The sequence below is a fragment of the Streptomyces melanogenes genome (genome assembly GCF_014649795.1).
Classification (GTDB): Bacteria; Actinomycetota; Actinomycetes; order Streptomycetales; family Streptomycetaceae; genus Streptomyces; species Streptomyces noboritoensis.
Genome location: NZ_BMTS01000009.1, coordinates 98875 through 121079, shown reverse-complemented (window position 1 = coordinate 121079; position 22205 = coordinate 98875). Strand labels below are relative to the sequence as shown.

12 protein-coding genes and 1 pseudogene are annotated in these 22205 nt (G+C 71.6%); 5 read left to right on the top strand and 8 right to left on the bottom strand.

Translation table 11 applies throughout. The annotated features are described in order from the left end of the window. From IE252_RS20690 to glgP, 4 genes are all read right to left on the bottom strand, one after another. On the bottom strand, positions 1 to 5393 hold a 5393-nt coding region (locus tag IE252_RS20690; RefSeq protein WP_229848664.1), incomplete at its 3' end, for a LamG-like jellyroll fold domain-containing protein. Between the two features lie 251 nt (positions 5394 to 5644). Beyond that, entirely contained in the window at positions 5645 to 6277 is a 633-nt protein-coding gene (locus IE252_RS20685; RefSeq protein WP_229848662.1) for a type 1 periplasmic-binding domain-containing protein, read from the bottom strand. Then, positions 6274 to 6633, bottom strand: a complete 360-nt coding sequence (locus IE252_RS20680; RefSeq protein ID WP_190090935.1) for a hypothetical protein — start codon at positions 6631 to 6633, stop codon at positions 6274 to 6276. Before IE252_RS20680 ends, IE252_RS20685 begins: the two co-directional genes overlap by 4 nt. 67 nt (positions 6634 to 6700) lie before the next feature. Further along, positions 6701 to 9328 carry an alpha-glucan family phosphorylase gene (gene glgP, locus IE252_RS20675; RefSeq protein WP_190090934.1) on the bottom strand — a complete coding sequence of 876 codons (2628 nt, stop codon included), beginning with the start codon at positions 9326 to 9328 and terminating at the stop codon, positions 6701 to 6703. A gap of 332 nt (positions 9329 to 9660) precedes the next feature. Between glgP and IE252_RS20670 the strand changes: the two are divergent. The 5 genes and pseudogenes from IE252_RS20670 to glgB all read left to right on the top strand — a co-directional run. Next, positions 9661 to 10440, top strand: a pseudogene (locus IE252_RS20670) (S8 family peptidase); the annotation flags it as partial. 282 nt (positions 10441 to 10722) lie between these two features. After that, positions 10723 to 12714: an alpha-1,4-glucan--maltose-1-phosphate maltosyltransferase gene (locus IE252_RS20665; RefSeq protein ID WP_190090932.1), complete on the top strand. Its 1992-nt coding sequence runs from the start codon at positions 10723 to 10725 to the stop codon at positions 12712 to 12714. Beyond that, positions 12711 to 14420, top strand: a complete 1710-nt coding sequence (gene treS / locus IE252_RS20660; protein ID WP_190090931.1) for a maltose alpha-D-glucosyltransferase — start codon at positions 12711 to 12713, stop codon at positions 14418 to 14420. Before IE252_RS20665 ends, treS begins: the two co-directional genes overlap by 4 nt. A gap of 198 nt (positions 14421 to 14618) precedes the next feature. Then, positions 14619 to 15956, top strand: coding sequence for a maltokinase N-terminal cap-like domain-containing protein (locus IE252_RS20655; protein WP_190090930.1), 1338 nt, complete (start codon positions 14619 to 14621; stop codon positions 15954 to 15956). A 37-nt stretch (positions 15957 to 15993) separates the two neighbouring features. After that, positions 15994 to 18273, top strand: coding sequence for a 1,4-alpha-glucan branching enzyme (gene glgB, locus IE252_RS20650; RefSeq protein WP_190090929.1), 2280 nt, complete (start codon positions 15994 to 15996; stop codon positions 18271 to 18273). A gap of 28 nt (positions 18274 to 18301) precedes the next feature. Here glgB and IE252_RS20645 read toward each other — a convergent pair whose 3' ends face one another. The 4 genes from IE252_RS20645 to IE252_RS43370 all read right to left on the bottom strand — a co-directional run bounded on the left by IE252_RS20645 (position 18302) and on the right by IE252_RS43370 (position 22030). Then, positions 18302 to 20539 (bottom strand): HelD family protein, encoded by a 2238-nt coding sequence (locus IE252_RS20645; RefSeq protein ID WP_229848660.1) that lies wholly within the window; start codon positions 20537 to 20539, stop codon positions 18302 to 18304. A gap of 146 nt (positions 20540 to 20685) precedes the next feature. Further along, positions 20686 to 21024 (bottom strand): thioredoxin, encoded by a 339-nt coding sequence (gene trxA / locus IE252_RS20640; protein WP_308434551.1) that lies wholly within the window; start codon positions 21022 to 21024, stop codon positions 20686 to 20688. Beyond that, entirely contained in the window at positions 21021 to 21452 is a 432-nt protein-coding gene (locus tag IE252_RS20635; RefSeq protein WP_190090927.1) for a MerR family transcriptional regulator, read from the bottom strand. The genes trxA and IE252_RS20635 overlap by 4 nt, the downstream gene beginning before the upstream one ends. Positions 21453 to 21697: 245 nt before the next feature. Further along, positions 21698 to 22030 carry a restriction endonuclease gene (locus tag IE252_RS43370; protein ID WP_229848658.1) on the bottom strand — a complete coding sequence of 111 codons (333 nt, stop codon included), beginning with the start codon at positions 22028 to 22030 and terminating at the stop codon, positions 21698 to 21700. Positions 22031 to 22205 lie beyond the last annotated feature (175 nt).

Sequence of the window (22205 nt, the reverse complement as noted above, 5' to 3'; positions counted from 1 at the left end):
TTGTTGTTCTGCGGGTCCCTGCGCACCACGGACGCGGACAGGCCGTCGTCGGTGTAGGTGTACTCGGTCACCCAGCCCATCGCGTCGGTGATCGACGCGAGCCGCCCGGCCGGGTCGTACGCCCGCGACTCCTGCACCAGCTTGGTCGGCGCGGAGGGGCTGTTGGGGTCGCCGGTGTAGTTGAGCAGGCTGGTGGTGAGCGGCCTGCCGTCGGCGTCGAAGGTGTACTCGTTGACGTTCCCGGCCGGGTCCGTCTCCTTGACCTTGTTGCCGTAGACGTCGTACTCGAACGCGGTGGTGTCGCCGCCCGGGTCCGTCCGGGTCGCGACCCGGTTGTACGCGTCGTACGTCATCGAGGTGACCCGGGCGGTGTCGCCGCCGGTGGCGTCCGAGACCGTCTGGGACTGGACGTTGCCGTCCGGGTCGTAGACGGTCGTCGACTTCGCCTGGTGGACGGCGCCGGTGACCCGGTTGGTGACCTTCGGGCTGATCTCCGAGGTGACCTGGTCGTCCTTGTCGTACGCCAGCGTGGTCGTCAGACCGGCCGGGTAGGAGTCGGAGACCTCGGTCTTGGTGATCTGGCGGCCCAGGTTGTCGTACGTGTACTTCAGCGAGGCGCCGTTGGCGTCGGTGACCTGCGCCAGGTCGCCGTTCTTGAAGTAGGTGTACGACGTCGTGCGCCCGCCCGGCGTGCGCACCGAGGCGACGAGTCCGGCCGGGGCGTAGTTGGTGCCGCCCTCGGCCGCGACGGTGGTCGCGGTGGTGTACACGGTGGAGGCGGTCCGGCCCGCGGGCGAGCCCGGCACCGGCGGGCTGGTCACCGCAGTGACGTTTCCGCTGGTGTCATAGGCGTAGCTGGTGAGGTACGTGTTGTCCGTGGGGCCCGAGGAACGACCGTCGCGCTCGGTGAGCACCAGGTCGTTGCGCGCGTCCATGGTCGGGAACAGCGTGGTCGCGTCCGGGTAGTACGTGTAGTACTCGGTCGCGCAGGTGTTGGCGGCCGTGTTCTGGCAGGTGGTCGTGGAGACCGTGTTGCCGCGCACGTCGTGGCCGGTCACCGAGCGGTTGCCGTTGGCGTCCGTGACGGTGTGCAGGAAGCCGGAGGTGTCGTAGCCGTACGTCGTCCGGTTGCCCCCGGTGTCGGTCGCGGCGAGCAGCCGGTTGCCCAGCTCCGCGTCGTACACATAGGTGAGCGTCTTGTCGGTCGGGTCGGTCAGCTTGACCGTGCGGACCGGGGCGGTGCCCGAGGACGCCTTGGCTGCCGAGTAGTGGCGGCCGACCTCGTCCGCGGTCAGCGGCGACGCGTAGAAGGCGACCTCGGCGATCGAGCCGTCGAAGTAGCTGACGTCGGAGGGCGAGCTGATCCAGCCCTTGGTGAAGCCCGCGCCGATGAAGGTGCGGGTGGTCGTCTGGTCACCGGCGGCGCCGGTGTAGTCGGCCTGCTTCTCGCCGTCCAGGTAGAGCGTCTGGGTGGTGCCGGAGGCGGAGAGGACCGCGTGGTGCCAGGCGTTGTCGGTGACCGTCGACTTGGAGCCGAAGTCGGTCGTGCCGCTGCCGGTGGCGCTCCACCAGTGGCCGCGCAGCTTGCCGTCCGCGCCCACGTACATCAGCGGCGAGTAGGCCGCGCCCGCGCCTGCCGGGTCGTTGGGCACCCGGGCCTGGTCGGCGGCGATCACACCGGGCTTGGCGGTGCGGAACCACAGCTCGATCGCGCGGTTGCCGGAGCGGTGCAGCGGGGCGTACGGCAGCTCGGCGAAGGAGGTCGCGCCGTCGAAGTCGACGGCCGTCGCGTCGTCGGGACCGAACGGACCCTCCGCGCCCTGGGTGACCGTGTTGTACGTGCCGAAGCCGGTGTGCACCTCGTTGGCGGCCTGCGGCGCGCCCTGGACGTCACCGAGGCGCCAGTACCCGGAAGGCGCGGCGCCCATCACGGCCGAGCGGTAGACCTGCGAGGAGCCGGTGACGGTCGCGGGGTTGAGCTTCCAGGTGCCGCCGTCGCCGTCGACCGCCTGGGTGACCAGGTCGTCGGCGGTGGAGTAGGTGACGGAGCTCTGGATCTTGCCGTTCGGCGTGGTGATCTTGTTGAGCAGCCCGGCCGGCCGGGTCGCCGCCTGGTACTGCGCGGTGATGACGTCCTGCGTCAGCGGCTCGGAGTAGATCGCCGCCTCGGCGAGCTGGCCGCTGAAGTGGCCGAGCGGGTCCGCCGCGTTCATGTTCGGCCAGCCGTCGGTGTTCACCCCGGCGCCGAGGGTGAGGTAGGGCTGCGCCCAGTCGTTGATGGTGCCGGACTTGGTGCCCTGGGAGACGCCGTCGAGGTAGAGCGACATGGTGGTGGCGGCGCCGGTGAGGACGGCCTGGTGCCACTTGTTGTCGTTGACGGCGGCGGCGGAGACGATCGTGGTGTTGCAGCCGGGCGACGAGGCGAAGCAGCCGTGCAGCTTGCCGTCGGTGCCGACGTAGACCGCCGGGGTGTTGTGGGTCGTGGTGCCCACCGGGTCGGGGTCGCTCAGCGGCTTGTCGCCGTAGTAGAAGAGGACGCCGCCCGCCTGGGAGGTCTTGAACCAGAGCGAGACGCTCGCGTACGAGGGGGTCGCGCCCGGGGCGCTGGGTATCTCCACGTAACTGCTGGTGCCGTCGAACGTGGCGGCCGGCTGGGTGGACCCGGCGAGCACGCCCGTGCCACCGGTGGTCACGTTGTGGTAGATGCCGTTGTACTTGCCCTGGTTGAGGTCGACCGCGTCCTTGGCGACGCCGTCACCGGCCGCCTCGCCGAGCCGCCAGTACGCGAACGGGTCCTCGTCCAGGACCGTGGTGCGGTAGTGGTTGCCGGTGGCGTAGCCGTAGGTGGTGCACTTGGACCAGTCGGCGGGCGGGCAGACCTTGGTGAGCTGGTCACCGGTGTAGCTGTACTGCCAGGTCTGCGCGGTGGCGGAGTCGCCCGCGGTCGACGGGTCGGTGGCGACCGTGTTGACGTGCGCGGCGGTGGCGCCCGCGGGGGTCTGCCAGCTGAGGGTCAGCGAACGGTTGGACGTGGTGTTCGTGATCTTGGTCAGCTGGTTGTTGGTGTAGAAGAACGTTTCACCGCGGTTCGCGAAGTCCGTGATGGTCTTGATCGCGTAGACCCCGGCCCTGGCCGTGGTCTGGGTGAAGCTGTAGGTGGTGAAGTCCTTGTCGACCAGCGTGTAGCCGCCGGTGACCGCCTGGAAGCGGGCGTAGCGGCCGAGCGGCGGGACGAAGGTGCCGTCGCTGTTGCGGCCGAAGGCGACCTGCTCGCCGCCGGGGTAGGTGATGACCACGCTGGTGACCGCGCCGGAGCCGTCCTTGACCTCGGCGGCCTTCATGTCCGCGATGGTCGCCCAGCCCGCGCCGAACGCGCTGTCCTGACGCGGGTCGAGGCTGTTGTAGGAGCGCTCGATGGACAGCGACGGTCCGGTGACCTCGACATCCGCGTCGGTGTCGTCGGTGGTGTAGTTGCCGTCGCTGGGGTCGAACTCGTGGCCGTCGGTGTTCTGGCTGAGCCCCGAGGTGACCGGCGGCTGCGGCACGGCGGTGGTGAACCGGCTGTCGTACGACACCGCGTTGGTGCCGTCGCTGACGGTGGCGAACCAGAGGTAGTTCTTGCTCCACTTCAGCTTGCCGGCCGGGATCGCCCAGGCGCCCTGGGTGAGGGTGCCGGAGCTGACGACCGGGGTCTGGCTGCCGCTGTCCGCGTCGAAGACGTCGAAGGAGTACGACAGCGCGCTCGGGCCGTGGTCGGCGTCGGTCGCGTAGACCGTGAGCTCCGGGCGGAGCGTGTTGGCCTGATAGTTCTCCGGCGGGTACTGGGCGTTGACCTGCGGGGCGGCATTCGCCGTGTAGGTGAGGTCCAGCGCCGGGCGGAAGCCCGCGGTGGTGGAGTTGTCCGAGTGGAACTTCTTCCAGTGCAGCATGTCACTGGTGATCGCGGTCATCGCGAGGCCGTAGTTGGCGCCGCCGCCCGCGACCGTGTTGAACCAGCTGGTGTTGAGCGGGACGGGCATCTTCACGCCGACGCCCGTGGAGCTGGAGGAGTTGGTGCAGGAGGCACCGGGCGCCACCGTCGCCGAGCCGATCGCCGAGCCGTAGGCCGGGCCGGGGTAGCTGGTGACCGTGGAGGGCGTCCAGGCCTTGGTGACCGGGTGGACGTTGAACGGCTCGGGGGTGCAGGTCGAGGACCAGACCGCGTACACGTTCAGGGTCGCGGCGGTGACCTTCTGGCCCGCCAGCGTGGTGCCCAGCGAGGAGAACTGGAGGAACGAGTTCGCCTTGTTGGTGCCGGAGTCGTACGACCCCACCTTGATCATGTTCTCGGTGGAGTGGTCCCCGCCGATGGTGTTCTGGGTGTACGTCGAGTTGCTGGCCGTCACCGTCGGGTCGACGGTGACCGGGAAGACCCGCTTCGGGTCGTCCAGCCAGGCCCGGTCGGCGGTCATCCGCAGCGCGGGGGCGCCGTCCAGGGTGGTGAGCTCGTAGCTGACCGCGCGCGACTGGGCGGCGTCGCCCGAGCGCGGGTCGATCTTCGAGTCCTCCATGAAGGCGTGCGGGACGGTCGCGGTGACCTTGCCGTCGGCGTCGGTGAACACCACGTCGCCGTTGTCCGCGACCTTCGGGGTGAGCCCCTTCGTCTTCAGCGGGAAGACCCAGGTGTTGGGGGCCGCCTTGGAGCGCAGGACGATCCGCTCCTTGAAGCCCTCGGCGAGCGGCGACAGCTTGAGGTCGGTGTCCTTGAGAACGTTGTCGTACGTGGCGGTGGAGTCGCCGTCGACCACCGGCTCGCTCTTGGCGGCGCCGTGCAGCCCGTACGAAAGGGAGCGCCCGGAGCCGAACTCGACCGAGGCGAGGTCGGGGGTGACCGCGTCGGGGGCGAAGGCGACGCCGAGCGAGTTGGCGTTCTCGACCAGCCGGCCGCCCTTCTCCTCGCGCAGCTTGGTGTCGATCTGCTTCCAGCTGCCGTCGGCGGCCTTGAAGTTGGAGCGCCCGGTGTAATGGCGCACCGTCGTGGAGCCGTCGGTGTTGGTGAAGAAGTCCGAGGTCGCCGTGGACTTCTTGGCGTCGCGCCTGCTGGTGCGCGCGTCGAAGCTCTTGGCGTTCCCGGCCGCTTTGCCGGTCTTCGCCGGCTCGGCCTTGTCCTCGGGTCTCCTGTACTCCCCGAGCTCGCCCTTGCCCTTGCCGGGCTCGTGGCCGTTGCCGCCCTTGGCCCGGGTCTGCTTGGCGGAGGCGCTGTGGCTCTTGCCGCGCGCGGTGCCGCTCTGCTGGTCCGGGGTGTCGAGCGGGGACTTGTTGGCCCACTCCCACAGGCCCGACAGGGACCACTTGGGCATCGACAGCCGGGGCAGGGTGGCCCCGGTGGCCTCCGCCGTCTCGGTCGTCAACATGAAGGAGAAAGCCAGCAGGACCAGGAGGGCGATCCTCCTGGCCCTGCGGTGTCCGGTTCTACCGGGTGGAAACAAGAGACGGGACGTTCGGGCCCATCGAGCGCGCATTGAGGCAGCCTTTACTTACGCGAGGCTTACAGAAGACAAAGCCAGGCGATCGTGCCCCACGGTTTTACAGTGGTTGCTTCCACCCCATGATCCTTTGAGATTTCTTTGCCATGTCCATGCGGTGCGGAACAACAAATTCCGGGCTATCCGGGTGTATTGACTCCCTGTTCGACGGCCCGGGCGACATCCGCCTTCACTCCGTCACCCGGCTGCACGGCCGTCACATTGGCCGCCGCGGCCTCGCCGCCGACCACCACGAAGCGGACCTTGGGGTGGGCCTTCGCCGCCGCCTCGGCCGCCGCCACCGGGGCCTTGCCGACCGCCACGACCACGTCGCAGGAGCGCTGGATGAGGCTGTTGACGAACGGGGTGGCGTTGGCGGTGGTCTGCTCGCCCGTCACCGGGACGAAGTTGACGCGTGCGTGGGTGGACTTCGAGGCGTCCTGCATCCCCGCCCACGCCGGTGCGCCCTCGGTGCCCTCGGTGACGCCCTTGTCCCCGGTCAGCAGACAGGCGTCGACGTTCTTGTACTGCCGGGCGCGCGGATCCGGCGGCCCCGGCTTGTCGTCCTTGTCCAGCACCGAGACCAGGACGGCGGCGACGGCGACGGCCGCCGCCACGCCCGCGGCGATCCAGACCCGGCGCCGGTGCACCCGCGCCGGCGCGGTGAGCCGGGCGAACCGCAGCCGGTAGCGCGCGTATCGGCTCTGCTTGTCCTGCTCCTCGCGGGCGGCCTTCGCCGCCTGCGCCTGACGTACCTGCTTGACCTGCTTCACGCGCTCTTGCCGTTCTCGTCGTTCGGGGACTGCCGGGCCGCCGGCCACGCCTTCCAGGCGTGCGCGGCCGCACCGGCCGTCGACAGCCCGATCAGCAACACGTCGGCCGCGAACCGCATGCCGTGCGTGGTGTCCGGGGTGGTCGCCAGCTGGAGCACCCAGGACACCCACACCGCGCAGAAGACCGCGAAGGCGACCCAGTCCGCGCCGCGGTGCCGCTTCACGGCGATCACCAGCGACGGCACCGGGCACAGCAGCCCCAGGGACGCGAAGGGCAGCAGGGCGAGGCCCGCGCGTGCCGCCCAGGTCCCATACGGACGTATGGGACGAGTGGCGACATTCTCGGCAGGGTTCACAATCGGACCTCGCAGTTCCGTACGGGGTGCATGGCAGCGGCCGACGTACGGTACAACCCATTTCCGCTCAGCGCATCAGCACCCCCGCCCCCTCCCCCGTCGCCTCGGTCGGCAAGGCCACGAGACCCAGGTCGGCGCCGTCGGCGAGGAGCCGGTGGGCGGGCAGGACGCGGACCGTGTAGCCGTAGGGGCCGGTCCGGTCCAGAGCGAGCGGGCCCTCGTACACCCAGCGCCCCTCCAGGTCCGGGCCGCCCGCGGGCTTCAGGGCGACCGTGCGGGCCTCGGCGAGCGTGTCGGCGGCGTCCACCCGGCCCGCCACCGCCTGCACCTCCACGTCGTCCGGCTGGAGCCCGCCGAGCCCGGCCCGCACCCGCAGGGCCAGCGTGGAGCCGAGCTCCGCGTGCCCGTTCGGCGCGGTCGCGGCGACCGCCTCCACGTGGTCGACCGCCACCTGCGGCCAGGCCTCCCGCACCCGGGCCTTCCAGGCCGCCAGCTCCCGGGCCGTGTCGGGGCCCAGGTCGCGGTGGGCCCGGGCGGCGGGCGCGTACAGCCGCTCCACGTACTCGCGCACCATCCGCCCCGCGAGCACCTTGGGGCCGAGCGAGGCGAGGGTCTCGCGGACCATCTCGATCCAGCGGCCGGGCAGCCCGCTCTCGCCCCGGTCGTAGAAGCGCGGCGCCACCCGGTCCTCGATCAGGTCGTACAGCGCGGTCGACTCCAGCTGGTCCCTGCGGTCCTCGTCGGTGGCGGAGCCGTCGGCGGTCGGGATGGCCCAGCCGAAGTCCGGTTCGTACCATTCGTCCCACCAGCCGTCCAGGACCGAGAGGTTGAGGCAGCCGTTGAGCGCGGCCTTCATCCCACTGGTCCCGCACGCCTCAAGGGGCCGCAGCGGGTTGTTGAGCCACACGTCGCAGCCTGGGTAGAGCTTCTTGGCCATCGCCATCCCGTAGTCGGGCAGGAAGACGATGCGGTGGCGCACCCGGGGGTCGTCGGCGAACCGCACCAGCTCCTGGACGAGCCGCTTGCCGCTGTCGTCGGCGGGGTGCGCCTTGCCCGCCACCACGATCTGCACCGGCCGGGTCGGATGCAGCAGCAGCTCCATCAGCCGGTCCCGGTCGCGGAGCATCAGGGTCAGCCGCTTGTACGAGGGGACGCGGCGGGCGAAGCCGATGGTGAGGATGTCGGGGTCGAGCACCCCGTCCACCCAGCCGAGCTCGGCCGTACCGGCGCCGCGTGTGCGCCACGACGCGTACAGCCGCTCGCGCACTTCGAGGACCAGCTGCTCGCGCAGCTCGCGCCGGAGCTCCCAGATCTCGGTGTCGGGGATGTCGGCGACCGCGTCCCAGCGCGGCGAGCCGCCCACGGTCAGCGCGTCCTCGGCGCGCCCGGCGCCGATCTGTCTGGCGCCGAGCCGGAACACCTCGGGCGCCACCCAGGTCGGCGCGTGCACCCCGTTGGTGACGGAGGTGATCGGCACCTCCGAGGGGTCGAACCCGGGCCACAGGCCCGCGAACATCTCCCGGCTGACCTCGCCGTGCAGGGTGGAGACGCCGTTGGCACGCTGGGCCAGGCGCAGTCCCATCACGGCCATGTTGAAGAGGTTGGGCTCGCCTCCCGGGTAGGTCTCCATGCCGAGCTGGAGGATCTTCGAGACGTCGACGCCCGGCAGTTCGCCGTCGTCGCCGAGGTGGTGGGCGACCAGCTCGCGGTCGAAGCGGTCGATGCCCGCAGGGACCGGGGTGTGGGTGGTGAAGACGGTCCCGGCCCGCACCGACTCCAGGGCCGCCTCGAACTCCAGCCCCTCACCGGCGAGTTCGCGGATCCGCTCCAGGCCCAGGAAGCCCGCGTGGCCCTCGTTGGTGTGGAAGACCTCGGGCGCGGGGTGGTCGGTGATCCGGCAGTACGCGCGCACCGCCCGCACCCCGCCGATGCCCAGCAGCATCTCCTGGAGCAGCCGGTGCTCGCTGCCGCCCCCGTACAGCCGGTCGGTGACGTCGCGTTCGCCCGGGCCGTTCTCCTCCACGTCCGAGTCGAGCATCAGGAGCGGGACCCGGCCGACCCGGGCGATCCAGACCACCGCGTGCAGCGCGCGGCCGCCGGGCAGGTGCAGGGAGATCCGGGCGGGCTCGCCGTCGGCCTCGCGCAGCAGCGACAGCGGCAGTTCGTTGGGGTCGAGGACGGGATAGTGCTCCTGCTGCCAGCCGTCGCGCGAGAGGGACTGGCGGAAGTAGCCGTGCCGGTAGAGGAGTCCGACCCCGATCAGCGGTACGCCGAGGTCGCTCGCGGATTTGAGGTGGTCGCCGGCGAGGATGCCGAGCCCGCCCGAGTACTGCGGCAGGGCGGCGGTGATCCCGAATTCCGGCGAGAAGTAGGCGACGGCGGCAGGCAGCCCCTCGGGCTGCTCCTGGTACCACCGCCGCCCGCCCAGATAGTCGGCGAGGTCGCCGGCGCAGGCGGTCAGGGACCGGACGAAGCGGCGGTCCTCGGCGAGGGCCGCGAGCCGGGCGGCGGAGACCGACCCCAGCAGGCGCACGGGGTCCTCTCCGGCCGCCCGCCATCCCTCGGGGTCGACGGACCGGAACAGTTCGCGGGTCTCCGGATGCCAGGACCAGCGCAGATTGCGGGCCAGCTCGCTCAGCGGCCGCAGGGGCTCGGGGAGGACGGGGCGGACGGTGAATCGACGGATTGCCTTCACGTGTTCCACCTTCGCAGGGGATGTACGCAACAGGGTGGACGTACAGCTCTGTTCGACTGTCCTTCACCCTCGAAGGTAGTGGGCGGGCGCCCCGCACTACCACGGCGCACGGAAGCGACCGCCCCCGGCGTGCGCCCTTGTGGGCGTCCCCCGGGGGCGGGAGGCTGCGAAGGGCGGCCGAGCCCGAGGGGGGGGACCACGGCATGGGAGCGACACGCGGTACGCGGCCGCGCACGGCCGGGGCGCTGACGGCGCTGGGCACGGTGGCGGCGCTGGCCCTCGCGCTGCCCGCCCGGGCCGCGCCGCCCGAGGGGCGCGCACTGGACACGGACGCGCCGGTCGGCGGCGGCGCGGGCGTCACCGCGTACGTGATCGACACCGGGGTGCGCACCAGCCACCGGGAGTTCGGCGGGCGGGCCAGCAGCGGCTGGGACTTCGTGGACGACGACGCCGACGCCCAGGACGGCAACGGCCACGGCACCCATGTGGCGGCGACCCTGGCGGGCGCGACGACCGGCGTGGCGAAGCAGGTGGCGGTGGTGGCCGTGCGGGTCCTGGACGACCGGGGCACCGGCACCACCGCCCGGGTGATCGCCGGGATCGACTGGGTGACCCGCCACGCCCACCGCCCCGCCGTCGCCAATCTGAGCCTGGGCGGCGCTCCCAGCCCGGAGCTGGACCGGGCGGTGCGGGGCGCGGTCGCCGCCGGGGTGACGTTCACGGTCGCGGCCGGGAACGAGGGGGAACCGGCCGCGCGCTACTCCCCGGCCCGGGCCCCGGAGGCGATCACGGTCGGCGCGAGCGACCGCGACGACGCCCGGGCCTCCTTCTCCAACTGGGGCTCCGCACTTGACCTGTTCGCCCCCGGTACGGGCATCGTCTCGGCGTGGCACACGGGCGACTCGGCGTACCGGACCCTGTCGGGCACGTCGATGGCGGCGCCTTACGTCGCGGGCGCGGCCGCGCTGTACCTCGGCGGGCACCCGGCGGCGGATCCGGCCGAGGTGGGAGCGGCCCTGACCGCCCGGGCGGCCACCGGGAGGATCACCCGCGCCGGGCCCGGCTCGCCCGACCGCCTGCTGCGCGTGGGCGGTGGTCCGGGCGCCAACTGAACTTGTGGGTAGGCAAATTCTGGTGCGGTCCCGCCGAAAGACGGGGCCGTTTCCTTGTCCGATCCGTTACGCCCAGGTAGTTAACAAACCACCGGAATGCCCACTCGGAGCCTGTGGAAGGCTCCTCCGGTAGGACGCCGTCTGTGCAACCGCTGACCGCCACCCGAGTGAACGCGGACAGGAGCGGCCATGCCCGCAGCCCGTCAAACGTCAACGGAGCAGTTACAAAGAGCAGACCCCGCCACGCCCCGCACCCACCAGCCACCAGGTGAGCCCGTGAACATGCCCATCGGTCGTATCCCCGTCCTGGACGTCCGCCCCGCCGTCGACTGCGGCAGAAGGCCGGCGAAGGCGGTGGTGGGCGAGGCCTTCGCGGTCACCGCCACCGTCTTCCGCGAGGGCTATGACGCGGTCGCCGCCAACGTGGTGCTGCGCGACCCGCGCGGTCGGCCCGGCCCGTGGACGCCGATGCGCGAGCTGGCGCCCGGCACCGACCGCTGGGGCGCCGAGGTCACCCCGGCGGCCGAAGGGCGCTGGTCGTATACGGTCGAGGCGTGGAGCGACCCGGTGGCCACCTGGCGCCGGCACGCCGGGATCAAGATCCCGGCGGGTCTGGACACCGAGCTGGTCCTCGCGGAGGGCGCCGCGCTGTACGAGCGGGCCGCGCGCGGGGTGCCGAAGACCAAGGGCCGCGAGGCGGTGCTCGCCGCGGTGGACGCCCTGCGCGACGGCGCCCGCCCGGCCGCCGCCCGGCTCGCCGCGGCCCTGACCCCGGAGGCCGACGCGGCCCTGGCCCGCTACCCGCTGCGCGAACTGGTCAGCGCCAGCGAGCCGTTGCCCCTGGTCGTGGAGCGCGAGCGGGCGCTGTTCGGGTCCTGGTACGAGCTGTTCCCGCGCTCCGAGGGCGCGCTGGTCGAGGCCGGGAAGCCGCCGGTGAGCGGCACCTTCCGGACCGCCGCCGAGCGGCTGCCCGCCGTCGCCGCGATGGGCTTCGACGTGGTCTATCTGCCGCCGGTGCACCCCATCGGCACCACCTTCCGCAAGGGCCCCAACAACAGCCTGTCGGCCTCGCCCGGCGACGTCGGCGTGCCCTGGGCCATCGGCTCGCCCGACGGCGGCCACGACGCCGTCCACCCCGACCTCGGCACCCTCGACGACTTCGACCACTTCGTGCGCACGGCCGGCGATCTGCGCATGGAGGTCGCCCTCGACTTCGCACTCCAGTGCTCGCCGGACCACCCCTGGGTGGACAAGCACCCCGACTGGTTCCACCACCGGGCCGACGGCACCATCGCGTACGCCGAGAACCCGCCCAAGAAGTACCAGGACATCTATCCGCTCGCCTTCGACCGGGACATGCCGGGGCTGGTCGCCGAGACCGTGCGGATCCTGCGGTTCTGGATGGACCACGGGGTGCGGATCTTCCGCGTCGACAACCCGCACACCAAGCCGGTGGTGTTCTGGGAGCAGGTGCTCGCCGAGGTCAACGGGACCGACCCGGACGTGGTGTTCCTGGCCGAGGCGTTCACCCGGCCCGCGATGATGCACGCGCTGGCCCGGATCGGCTTCCAGCAGTCGTACACGTACTTCACCTGGCGCAACACCAAGCAGGAGCTGACCGACTACCTCACCGAGCTGACCGGTGAGTCGGCCGCGTACATGCGCCCCAACTTCTTCGTGAACACCCCCGACATCCTGCACGCCTACCTCCAGCACGGCGGCCGCCCCGCCTTCGAGGTGCGCGCGGTGCTCGCCGCGACGCTCTCGCCGAGCTGGGGCGTGTACGCGGGCTACGAGCTGTGCGAGAACACGGCGCTGCACGACGGCAGCGAGGAGTACCTGAACTCGGAGAAGTACGAGCTGCGGCCCCGGGACTGGGAGGCGGCCGAGCGCGAGGGCCGCTCGCTGGCCCCGCTGCTGACCTCGCTCAACCGGATCCGCCGCCGCAACCCGGCGCTGCGGCAGCTGCGCTCGCTGCGCTTCCACCACACCGACAACGACGCGGTGCTCGCGTACAGCAAGCGCTCGGGGTCGAACACCGTTCTGGTGGTCGCCAACCTCGACCCCCACCACACCCAGGAGGCCACGGTCTCGTTGGACATGCCGGAACTCGGCCTTTCGTGGCACGAGTCCGTCCCGGTGCGCGACGAGCTCACCGGTGAGACCTACCACTGGGGCAGGACCAACTACGTGCGCCTAGAGCCGGGCCGCGCGCCCGCGCACGTCCTGGTCCTGCGACCGTCCCCGCCGATCGGAGGGTCACCCACACCATGATCGTCAACGAGCCCGTCCACGACACCTTCGAGGACACTCCCGCCAAGGACCGCGATCCCGAATGGTTCAAGCGGGCCGTCTTCTACGAGGTGCTCGTGCGGTCCTTCCAGGACAGCAACGGCGACGGCGTAGGGGATCTGAAGGGCATCACCGCCAAACTCGACTACCTGCAGTGGCTGGGGGTGGACTGCCTCTGGCTGCCGCCCTTCTTCAAGTCCCCGCTGCGGGACGGCGGTTACGACGTCTCGGACTACACCGCGGTGCTCCCGGAGTTCGGCGACCTCGCCGACTTCGTGGAGTTCGTGGACGCCGCCCACCAGCGCGGCATGCGCGTGATCATCGACTTCGTGATGAACCACACCAGCGACCAGCACCCGTGGTTCCAGGAGTCGCGGAAAGACCCCGCGGGCCCGTACGGCGAGTACTACGTCTGGGCCGACAACGACAAGCAGTTCCAGGACGCCCGGATCATCTTCGTCGACACCGAGACCTCCAACTGGACCTTCGACCCCGTCCGCAAGCAGTACTACTGGCACCGCTTCTTCTCCCACCAGCCCGACCTCAACTACGAGAACCCGGCCGTCCAGGACGAGATCCTGGCCGCGCTGCGGTTCTGGCTGGACCTGGGCATCGACGGCTTCCGCCTCGACGCCGTCCCGTACCTCTACCAGGAGGAGGGCACCAACTGCGAGAACCTGCCCGCGACCCACGACTTCCTCAAGCGGGTCCGGGCCGAGATCGACGCGAGCTACCCGGACACGGTGCTGCTCGCCGAGGCCAACCAGTGGCCGGAGGACGTCGTCGACTACTTCGGCGACTACGCGGCGGGGGGCGACGAGTGCCATATGGCGTTCCACTTCCCCGTGATGCCGCGCATCTTCATGGCCGTGCGCCGCGAGAGCCGCTACCCGGTCTCCGAGGTGCTCGCCAAGACCCCGGCCATCCCCAAGACCTGCCAGTGGGGCATCTTCCTGCGCAACCACGACGAGCTGACCCTCGAAATGGTCACGGACGAAGAGCGCGACTACATGTACGCGGAGTACGCCAAGGACCCCCGGATGCGCGCCAACATCGGCATCCGGCGCCGGCTGGCCTCCCTGCTGGACAACGACCGCAACCAGATCGAGCTGTTCACCGCCCTGCTGCTGTCCCTGCCCGGCTCGCCGATCCTCTACTACGGGGACGAGATCGGGATGGGCGACAACATCTGGCTGGGCGACCGGGACGCGGTGCGCACCCCCATGCAGTGGACGCCCGACCGCAACGCGGGCTTCTCGTCCTGTGACCCGGGACGGCTGTTCCTGCCCACGATCATGGACCCGGTCTACGGCTACCAGGTCACCAACGTGGAGGCGGCCATGGCCTCGCCGTCGTCGCTGCTGCACTGGACCCGGCGGATGATCGAGATCCGCAAGCAGAACCCGGCCTTCGGGCTCGGCTCGTACACCGAACTCCCGTCCTCGAACCCGGCGGTCCTGGCCTTCCTGCGGGAGGACAAGGACGACCTGGTGCTGTGCGTGAACAACTTCTCGCGGTTCGCCCAGCCCACCGAGCTCGATCTGCGGGCCTTCGCCGGACGCCATCCGGTGGAGCTGATCGGCGGGGTGCGCTTCCCGGCCATCGGCCAGTGGCCGTATCTGCTCACCCTGGCGGGTCACGGCTTCTACTGGTTCCGGCTGCGCAAGGACTGCATCGTGATCGGCTAGCCCCACCGCTCTGAGGACGCCTCGGGGCGGCCCCGGGCGGGCCGGTTTCCTCCGGCCCGCCCGGGGCACTCTCCTCAGCGACGCTCCGGACCGCTCCCAGTGGCACACCGGACGCTCCGCGCGCCGCCGGACAGCCAATGCCGCAATCCGGGACACTCTGCGCACATCCTTGTGAGCCCGGGGAAAGGACGCGCTGCCATGCCCAAGGCCGCACCCACCCTGACTCCCGTCGCGCTGCTGCCCTCGCTGGCGCCGCTGCTGCACGAATGGCTCCCCAGACAGCGCTGGTTCGCGGGCAAGGGCCGCCCGGTCACCGGCTTCTCGCTGGCCTCGGTCACCGAGCTGCTGCCCGGCTGTCTGCACCTGCTCGTCCGGGCCGAACAGCCCGGCACCGCCCCCGAGGGCGGCGACGTCTACCAGCTGCTGCTCGGCGTACGGAAGGTGCTGCCGCCGCCGCTCGCGCCCGCGCTCGTCGGGCACGCCACCGCCGGACCGCTGACCGGGCTCACCGTCTACGACGCGCTCCAGGACCCCCAGATCGCCGCCCTCCTCCTGGAGCGGCTGCGCACCCCGGGACGCCTTGGGCCACTGCGCTTCGGCTGCGACCCGGGCATCCCCGTCCCCGCCGGACTCGCGCCGCGCCTGCTCGCCGCCGAGCAGTCCAACTCCTCGCTGGTGTACGGAGATACGTTCATCCTCAAGGTATTCCGTCGGATCCACTTCGGGGTCAACCCCGACCTGGAGCTTCCGCTGGTCCTGGCCCGGCACGGGTGCCCCCGGGTGCCCGCGCCCGCGGCCTGGATCCAGACCGAGCGGCCCGAGAACGCCACGCTCGCCGTGCTCCAGCCGTATCTGCGCGGATCCCAGGACGGCTGGCAGCTGGCGCTGCGCGCGCTCGCGGACCGGCGCGACTTCACCCGGGAGGCGCACGCGCTCGGCCGGGCCACCGCCGAGGTGCACGCCGCGCTCGCCGCCACGCTGCCGGTGGTCACGCTCGGCCGCGCCCAGACCGAGCTGCTGGCGGCCGCGATGCGCGAGCGCCTGGAGGCGGCCGCGCAGGCGGTGCCGACGCTGCTGCCCCATGTGCCCGGGCTGCGCGCCGCGTTCGACGCGGTGACGAAGGCGGCCCGGCCCCGGCCCGCCCAGCGCGTCCACGGCGATCTGCACCTGGGCCAGACCCTGCGGACCGGCGCCGGCGACTGGGCGGTCATCGACTTCGAGGGCGAGCCCGCCCGGCCGCTGACCGAGCGCCGCCGCCCGCAGCCGCCGGTCCGCGACGTCGCCGGAATGCTGCGCTCCTTCGACTACGCGGCCCGCACCCAGCTCCCCTGGCGCCCCGAGTGGGCCGAGTCCTGCCGGGACGCGTACTGCGCGGGCTATGCGGCGGGCGCCGGGACCGACCCGCGCGACGAGCCCGAGCTGCTCCGGGCGTACGAGACGGACAAGGCGGTGTACGAGGTGCTCTACGAGGCCCGGCACCGACCCGACTGGCTCGCCGTCCCGATGGCGGCGGTCCGCCGACTGGCCCAGGACTGACCCCGACCCCCGCACCACCCCCGAGGAGGCCGTACCCGTGACCGCCCGCCCGCAGAACCCCGACCCCTCCCGGCCCGCGCGCGCCGCCGCGCCGTCGAAGCCGAAGCGCGGCGGGAGCCACGGCGTCGGGGCCGCACAGCCGCTCGCCACCGACGACCGCGCCCGGCTCCTCGCCGGGGCGCACCACGACCCGCACGGGCTGCTCGGCGCCCACCCGGTGCGCGGCGGCATCACCTTCCGGGTGCTGCGCCCGTACGCACAGGCGGTCACGGTCCTGGCCAAGGGGCTCCGCGCCGAGCTGCACGACGAGGGCGACGGCCTGTTCAGCGGGATGCTGCCGCTGCCCGAGGTCCCCCAGTACTCGCTCCTGGTCACCTACGACGACAACGAGATCGAGGTGGAGGACCCGTACCGCTTCCTGCCCGCGCTCGGCGAGCTCGATCTGCACCTGATCGGCGAGGGCCGCCACGAGGAGCTGTGGACGGCGCTCGGCGCGCGCCCGATGACCCACCAGGGCGTGCCCGGCACCCGGTTCACCGTCTGGGCCCCCAACGCGCTGGGCGTCCGCGTCACCGGCGACTTCTGCTACTGGGACGGCACCGCGTACCCGATGCGCTCGCTCGGCTCCACCGGCGTCTGGGAGCTGTTCCTGCCGGGCGTCGGCGACGGCGCGCTCTACAAGTTCGACATCGCCCGCCCCGACGGCTCGCACACCCTGCGGGCCGACCCGATGGCCCGGCGCACCGAGGTGCCGCCCGCGACCGCGTCGATCGTGACCGAGTCGCACCACGTGTGGCAGGACGACCTGTGGATGGCGGCGCGCGGCGACCGGCCGGTCCACGAGTCCCCGTTCTCGGTGTACGAGGTGCACCTGCCGTCCTGGCGCCCCCGCCTGACGTACCGTCAACTGGCCGAGCAGCTCCCGGCGTACGTCCGCGACCTGGGCTTCACCCACGTCGAGTTCCTCCCGGTGGCCGAGCACCCCTTCGGCGGCTCCTGGGGCTACCAGGTGACCGGCTTCTACGCCCCCACCGCCCGGATGGGCACCCCGGACGACTTCCGCTTCCTGGTGGACGCGCTGCACCGGGCCGGGATCGGGGTGCTCGTCGACTGGGTGCCCGCGCACTTCCCCAAGGACGACTGGGCGCTGGCCCACTTCGACGGGCGGCCGCTGTACGAGCACGAGGACCCGGCGCGCTCCGAGCACCCCGACTGGGGCACCCTCGAATTCGACTACGGCCGCAAGGAGGTCCGCAACTTCCTGGTGGCCAACGCCACGTACTGGTGCGAGGAGTTCCACGTCGACGGGCTGCGGGTGGACGCGGTCGCCTCGATGCTCTACCTGGACTACTCGCGCGAGGCGGGCGAGTGGTCGCCCAACGAGCACGGCGGGCGGGAGAACCTGGACGCGGTGGCCTTCCTCCAGGAGATGAACGCCACGGTCTACCGCCGCTGCCCGGGCGTGATCACCATCGCCGAGGAGTCCACGGCGTGGGACGGCGTGACGCGCGCGACCCACCACGTGGGCCCCGGCGGCTTCGGCGGGCTCGGCTTCGGCCTGAAGTGGAACATGGGCTGGATGCACGACTCGCTGGGCTACGCGGCCCACGAGCCGGTCCACCGCAAGTACCACCACCACGAGATGACCTTCTCGATGGTGTACGCGTACAGCGAGAACTACGTCCTGCCGATCTCCCACGACGAGGTCGTCCACGGCAAGCGCGCGCTGGTCTCCAAGATGCCCGGCGACTGGTGGCAGCAGCGGGCCACCCACCGCGCCTATCTGGGCTTCATGTGGGCGCACCCGGGCAAGCAACTCCTCTTCATGGGGCAGGAGTTCGCTCAGGGGGCGGAGTGGTCGGAGACGACCGGCCCGGACTGGTGGCTGCTCGACCCGTCGTACTCGGCGGAGCCGGACCACCGGGGCGTACGGGACCTGGTGCGCGATCTGAACACGGTCTACCGCGACGCCCCGCCGCTGTGGCAGCGGGACACCGACCCGGGCGGCTTCGCGTGGGTGGCGGGCGACGCGGCGGAGGACAACGTCTTCGCCTTCCTGCGCCACGACGCCTCCGGCGCCCCGCTGCTCGCCGTCTCCCACTTCTCCCCGGTGGTCCGCCACGACTACCGGCTCGGCGTCCCCGACACCGTCTCCGCCTGGGCGGAGGTCCTCAACACGGACGCCGCGCGCTACGGCGGCGGCGACATCCGCAACGAGGACCCGCTCAAGCCGGACTCCACACCGAGCCACGGGCAGCCGGCCAGCATCCAGCTGACCCTGCCGCCGTTGGCCACCGTGTGGCTGCGGCCGGTGTGAGCACGCCCTTCTTTTATGCGCCCCTCTCTTATGCGTCCTGGTCCAGCGCCTGGGCCAGCGCCTTCGGCAGCGGCGCCGAGTGCAGCACGCCGAGACGCTGGGTGGCCCGGGTCAGCGCCACGTACAGATCGCTCACCCCGTACTCGGCCGGCTCCACCACCAGGACCGTGTCGAACTCCAACCCCTTGGCCTGGCGCGGGTCGAGCAGGACGACCGGGCGGGTCAGATCGGGCTCGCCCGGCGGGACGTCCGGCAGCGCCGCGTGCAGCGCGGGGTGGAGGGTGCGGGGCGCGACGACCGCGAGGCGGCCGGCCTCGGGGGTCTCCGCCTTCACCGCCTCGGCGACGGCTTCGGCGAGGGACTGCGGCGCCGCCTCGCGCGCCCAGGGCCGCACACCGGTGGCCCGCACCGAGCTCGGCGGCTCGAACGACGGGTCCACCGCGCGGCAGACCTGCGCCGCCACCTCCATGATCTCGGCGGGCGTACGGTAGTTGACCCCCAGGCGCACGTGCTCCCAGCGGTCCTCCACGTACGGCTCCAGGATCCGCCGCCAGGAGCCGACGCCCGCCGCGTCGGCGGTCTGGGCCGGGTCGCCGACCAGGGTGAGCGAGCGGGTCGGGCAGCGGCGCATCAGCAGCCGCCACGCCATCGCGGAGAGCTCCTGCGCCTCGTCCACGATGATGTGGCCGAACGCCCAGGTGCGGTCGGCGGCGGCGCGCTCGGCGGCGCTGCGGTGGTCGGCCTCCTCGTGGCGGTCCGCGAACCGCTCGGCGTCGATGATGTCGTGCGCGGCGAGCACCTCGGACTCCTCGTCCTCGAACTCGAAGCTCTCCGAGCCCGCGGAGAGGTCGAGGACGCCCTGCGCGTACGCGATCCGGTCCTGGCGCTCGGCCTCGGCGGCGGCGCGGGCCGCCGAGTCGTCCTCGCCGAGGATCTCTGCGGCCTCGTCGAGCAGCGGCACATCGGCGGGCGTCCAGGCGCCGCCCTCGCGGCGGATCAACTCCGCGTCGGTGTCCGCCAGATGGGACGGGTCGGCCAGGAAGTCGGCGACGAACCCCTCCGGCGTGAGCGTGGGCCAGAACTCCTCGATCGCCGCGTGCACCTCGCGGCTGGTGGCGATCTCCTTGCCGAGCTGGGCGAGGTCGTCGGGGCCGAGAAGGTTCTCGCCGCCGAAGGGGTCCGCGCCGATCCGGTCGGCGAGCTGCGCGGTGAGCGCGTCGATGATGTGGAAGGCGAAGTGCGGGCGGGCCAGGTTGTGCGGCAGCCCGGTCTCGCGGGCGCGCCAGCGGGCGTCCTCGGCCATGGCCCGCTCCAGGCTGAGCGTCCCGTACCCCTCGTGGTCGATCTCGGCGGCGGTGTGCGGCACGGTCTGCCGGTCCCGCACGGCCTTCGCGAGCACGTCGGCCATCTCGCTCCGCCCCTTGACCTCGGCGGCGGCCGGGCTGTCGGTGCCGGTGGCGTGCACGCCGGGGAAGAGCTCGCCCATGGTGGCGAGCAGCACGCCGGTCTCGCCGAGCGCGGGCAGCACCTCGCCGATGTAGCCGAGGAACGCCGGGTTGGGGCCGACGATCAGCACGGCCCGCCGGGCCAGCTGCTCGCGGTAGGCGTAGAGCAGATACGCCGCCCGGTGCAGCGCGACCGCCGTCTTGCCGGTGCCGGGCCCGCCCTCGACGACGAGGACGCCGCGCTGCGGGGCCCGGATGACCTTGTCCTGCTCGGCCTGGATGGTCTGCACGATGTCGTGCATCCGGCCGGTGCGGGCCGCGTCGAGCGCCGCGAGCAGCACGGCGTCGGCGTCCGCGCCCTCGTGCCCGGTGCGGGCCGCGTCGGTGAGGTCGAGGATCTCGTCGTGCAGCGCGGTGACCGTGCGCCCCTGGGTGGTGAGGTGCCGCCTGCGGCGCAGCCCCATCGGGGTGTACCCGGTGGCGAGGTAGAACGGGCGCGCCACGTCGGCCCGCCAGTCGATCACCAGCGGCGTACGTTCCGTGTCGTCGCGGCGGATTCCGATGCGGCCGATGTGGTGGGCGCGCCCGTCGGAAAAGTCGAGGCGGCCGAAGCAGAGCCCGTTCTCGCCGCCGTCGAGCGCGCTGAGCAGCCCGGACTGCTCGGCCACCAGCACATCGCGCTCGAGCCGCGCCTGGAGTCCGGTCCCGACCTGCGCCAGGGCGCGCCGCACCGACGCCTCGGCCTGCTCACGCAGGTCTTCGAGGCGTGCGTAGAGCCCGTCGATGAATTGCTGTTCTTTCCGAATTTCCTCGGTTGACAATTCCGCTCCTGACGCGATACAGTGCTTTCCGTAAGGGCTTTTCGCGTGTTTCTTGCGAGAACGCACACGAAGAACTCACTATACGCAGAGAAAAACCCCGGCCGCAATATCGGACCGGGGCTTTTGGTTTCTCTGGCACTTATCGCTTACTGCAGTACGTCTTCGAGCTCCTGCATCAGACGCCGCTTGGGCCGCGCGCCCACCATCGACTTCACCGGCTCGCCGGCGCGGAACACCATCAGCGTCGGCATCGACAGCACCCCGTACTTCAGGGTGGTCTCCGGGTCCTTGTCCACGTCCAGCTGGACCACCTTGAGCCGGTCGCCCTCCTCGAAGGCGATCTGGCTCAGCACCGGCGCGAGCTGGCGGCACGGGCCGCACCACTCGGCGGTGAACTCCACGAGCACCGGCAGATCCGCCGCCAGCACCTCGGCGTCGAAGGTGGCGTCCGTCACAACGTCCACGCCCACAGCCTGCACGCTCATCCCAACCCCTCTTCCATACCCGTCATTTCGCACCCGGGGACTCCGGGCACCAGCGAACCGGCCTCCAGCTCGGCCCGGGCCGACTCCGCCCGGGCCAACTGCGCACCGACCTGGTCGCGTACGGACTGGAGCTGGCCGATGAGGCCGTCCAGCTCGGCGAGCTTGCGCCGGTACACGGCGAGCGAGGCGGGGCAGGTGTCCCCTGCCGGGTGGCCCGCTCGCAGACACTCCACGAACGGCCGGGTCTCCTCCAGCTCGAACCCGAAGTCCTGGAGGGTTCGGATCTGCCGGAGCAGGCGCAGGTCGTCCTCGTCGTACGCGCGGTAGCCGTTCTCCGCGCGGCGCGCGGTCAGCAGGCCGCGCGACTCGTAGTAGCGCAGCGCGCGGGTGGTGGTTCCTGCCCGTGCGGCCAGCTCGCCGATTCGCATGGGTTGACGGTATGCCTTGACGCCGACGTCAAGGCAAGCGTGTCGTCGGTGGGCGACCGGGGCCGGCGCGGACCACAAGGGCATGTGCGTCGACGACCCCTGTGGCTTTCCCCCGTCACCGCAAGCGGTACGAAGCAATGAGGTGGGGCTTTCGGGCAAGGAGCGCCTCGAGCTTGCTCTCGGGCCAGAGCTCCACGAACGGGGCGATTCCGCTCTGGTTGTGCCTGTCCGCCCACAGGACGGCATCAGCGGGAGAATCGCCCACTGGTCGCGACGATCAACGTGCGCACCACGGGTGGCTCCCACAGCTTCGTAGCCGCCACGGATTCGGCGATGGCGGCGGTGCCGACGGACTTGGCCCGCCAGTGCTTGGCCTGCACGGTGACCCGCTCGCGTCGGGTGCCTCCCGTACTGTCGCGGATGACGCGGTCCATCGACAGATCGCGGCCGCGGTCCGCGGCTCGGGTGTGGGAAAGCCATTGAACGTTCTGGTGCTCGGGAAAATCGCGCAACAGGTCGAACAGAAGCCGTTCAAAGCCCTCGGCATCCAGCCGCCTCCAGGCCAGCGGTGTGGCCACGGATTGTCCCTGCGGTCCTGGGGTGATCCGGCGCCTTCTGGGGCTGCCTGAACCGACCCGTGAATAGATGGTGGACCACGTCGTTGTGTCACTCGGGTGAGGTCTCACCAGTGGAGCCTGCGACTCCAGATGCGTCTGCGGTGGCGGCATCCACGCTCTGTGGAAGCTCGGAAGT

Excerpts from the sequence above, each read along its gene's own strand:
- IE252_RS20655 (WP_190090930.1), top strand. The coding sequence starts at position 14,619 with ATGCCCAAGGCCGCACCCACCCTGACTCCCGTCGCGCTGCTGCCCTCG.
- treS (WP_190090931.1), top strand. The coding sequence starts at position 12,711 with ATGATCGTCAACGAGCCCGTCCACGACACCTTCGAGGACACTCCCGCC.
- trxA (WP_308434551.1), bottom strand. The coding sequence starts at position 21,024 with ATGAGCGTGCAGGCTGTGGGCGTGGACGTTGTGACGGACGCCACCTTC.
- IE252_RS20635 (WP_190090927.1), bottom strand. The coding sequence starts at position 21,452 with ATGCGAATCGGCGAGCTGGCCGCACGGGCAGGAACCACCACCCGCGCG.
- IE252_RS20665 (WP_190090932.1), top strand. The coding sequence starts at position 10,723 with ATGCCCATCGGTCGTATCCCCGTCCTGGACGTCCGCCCCGCCGTCGAC.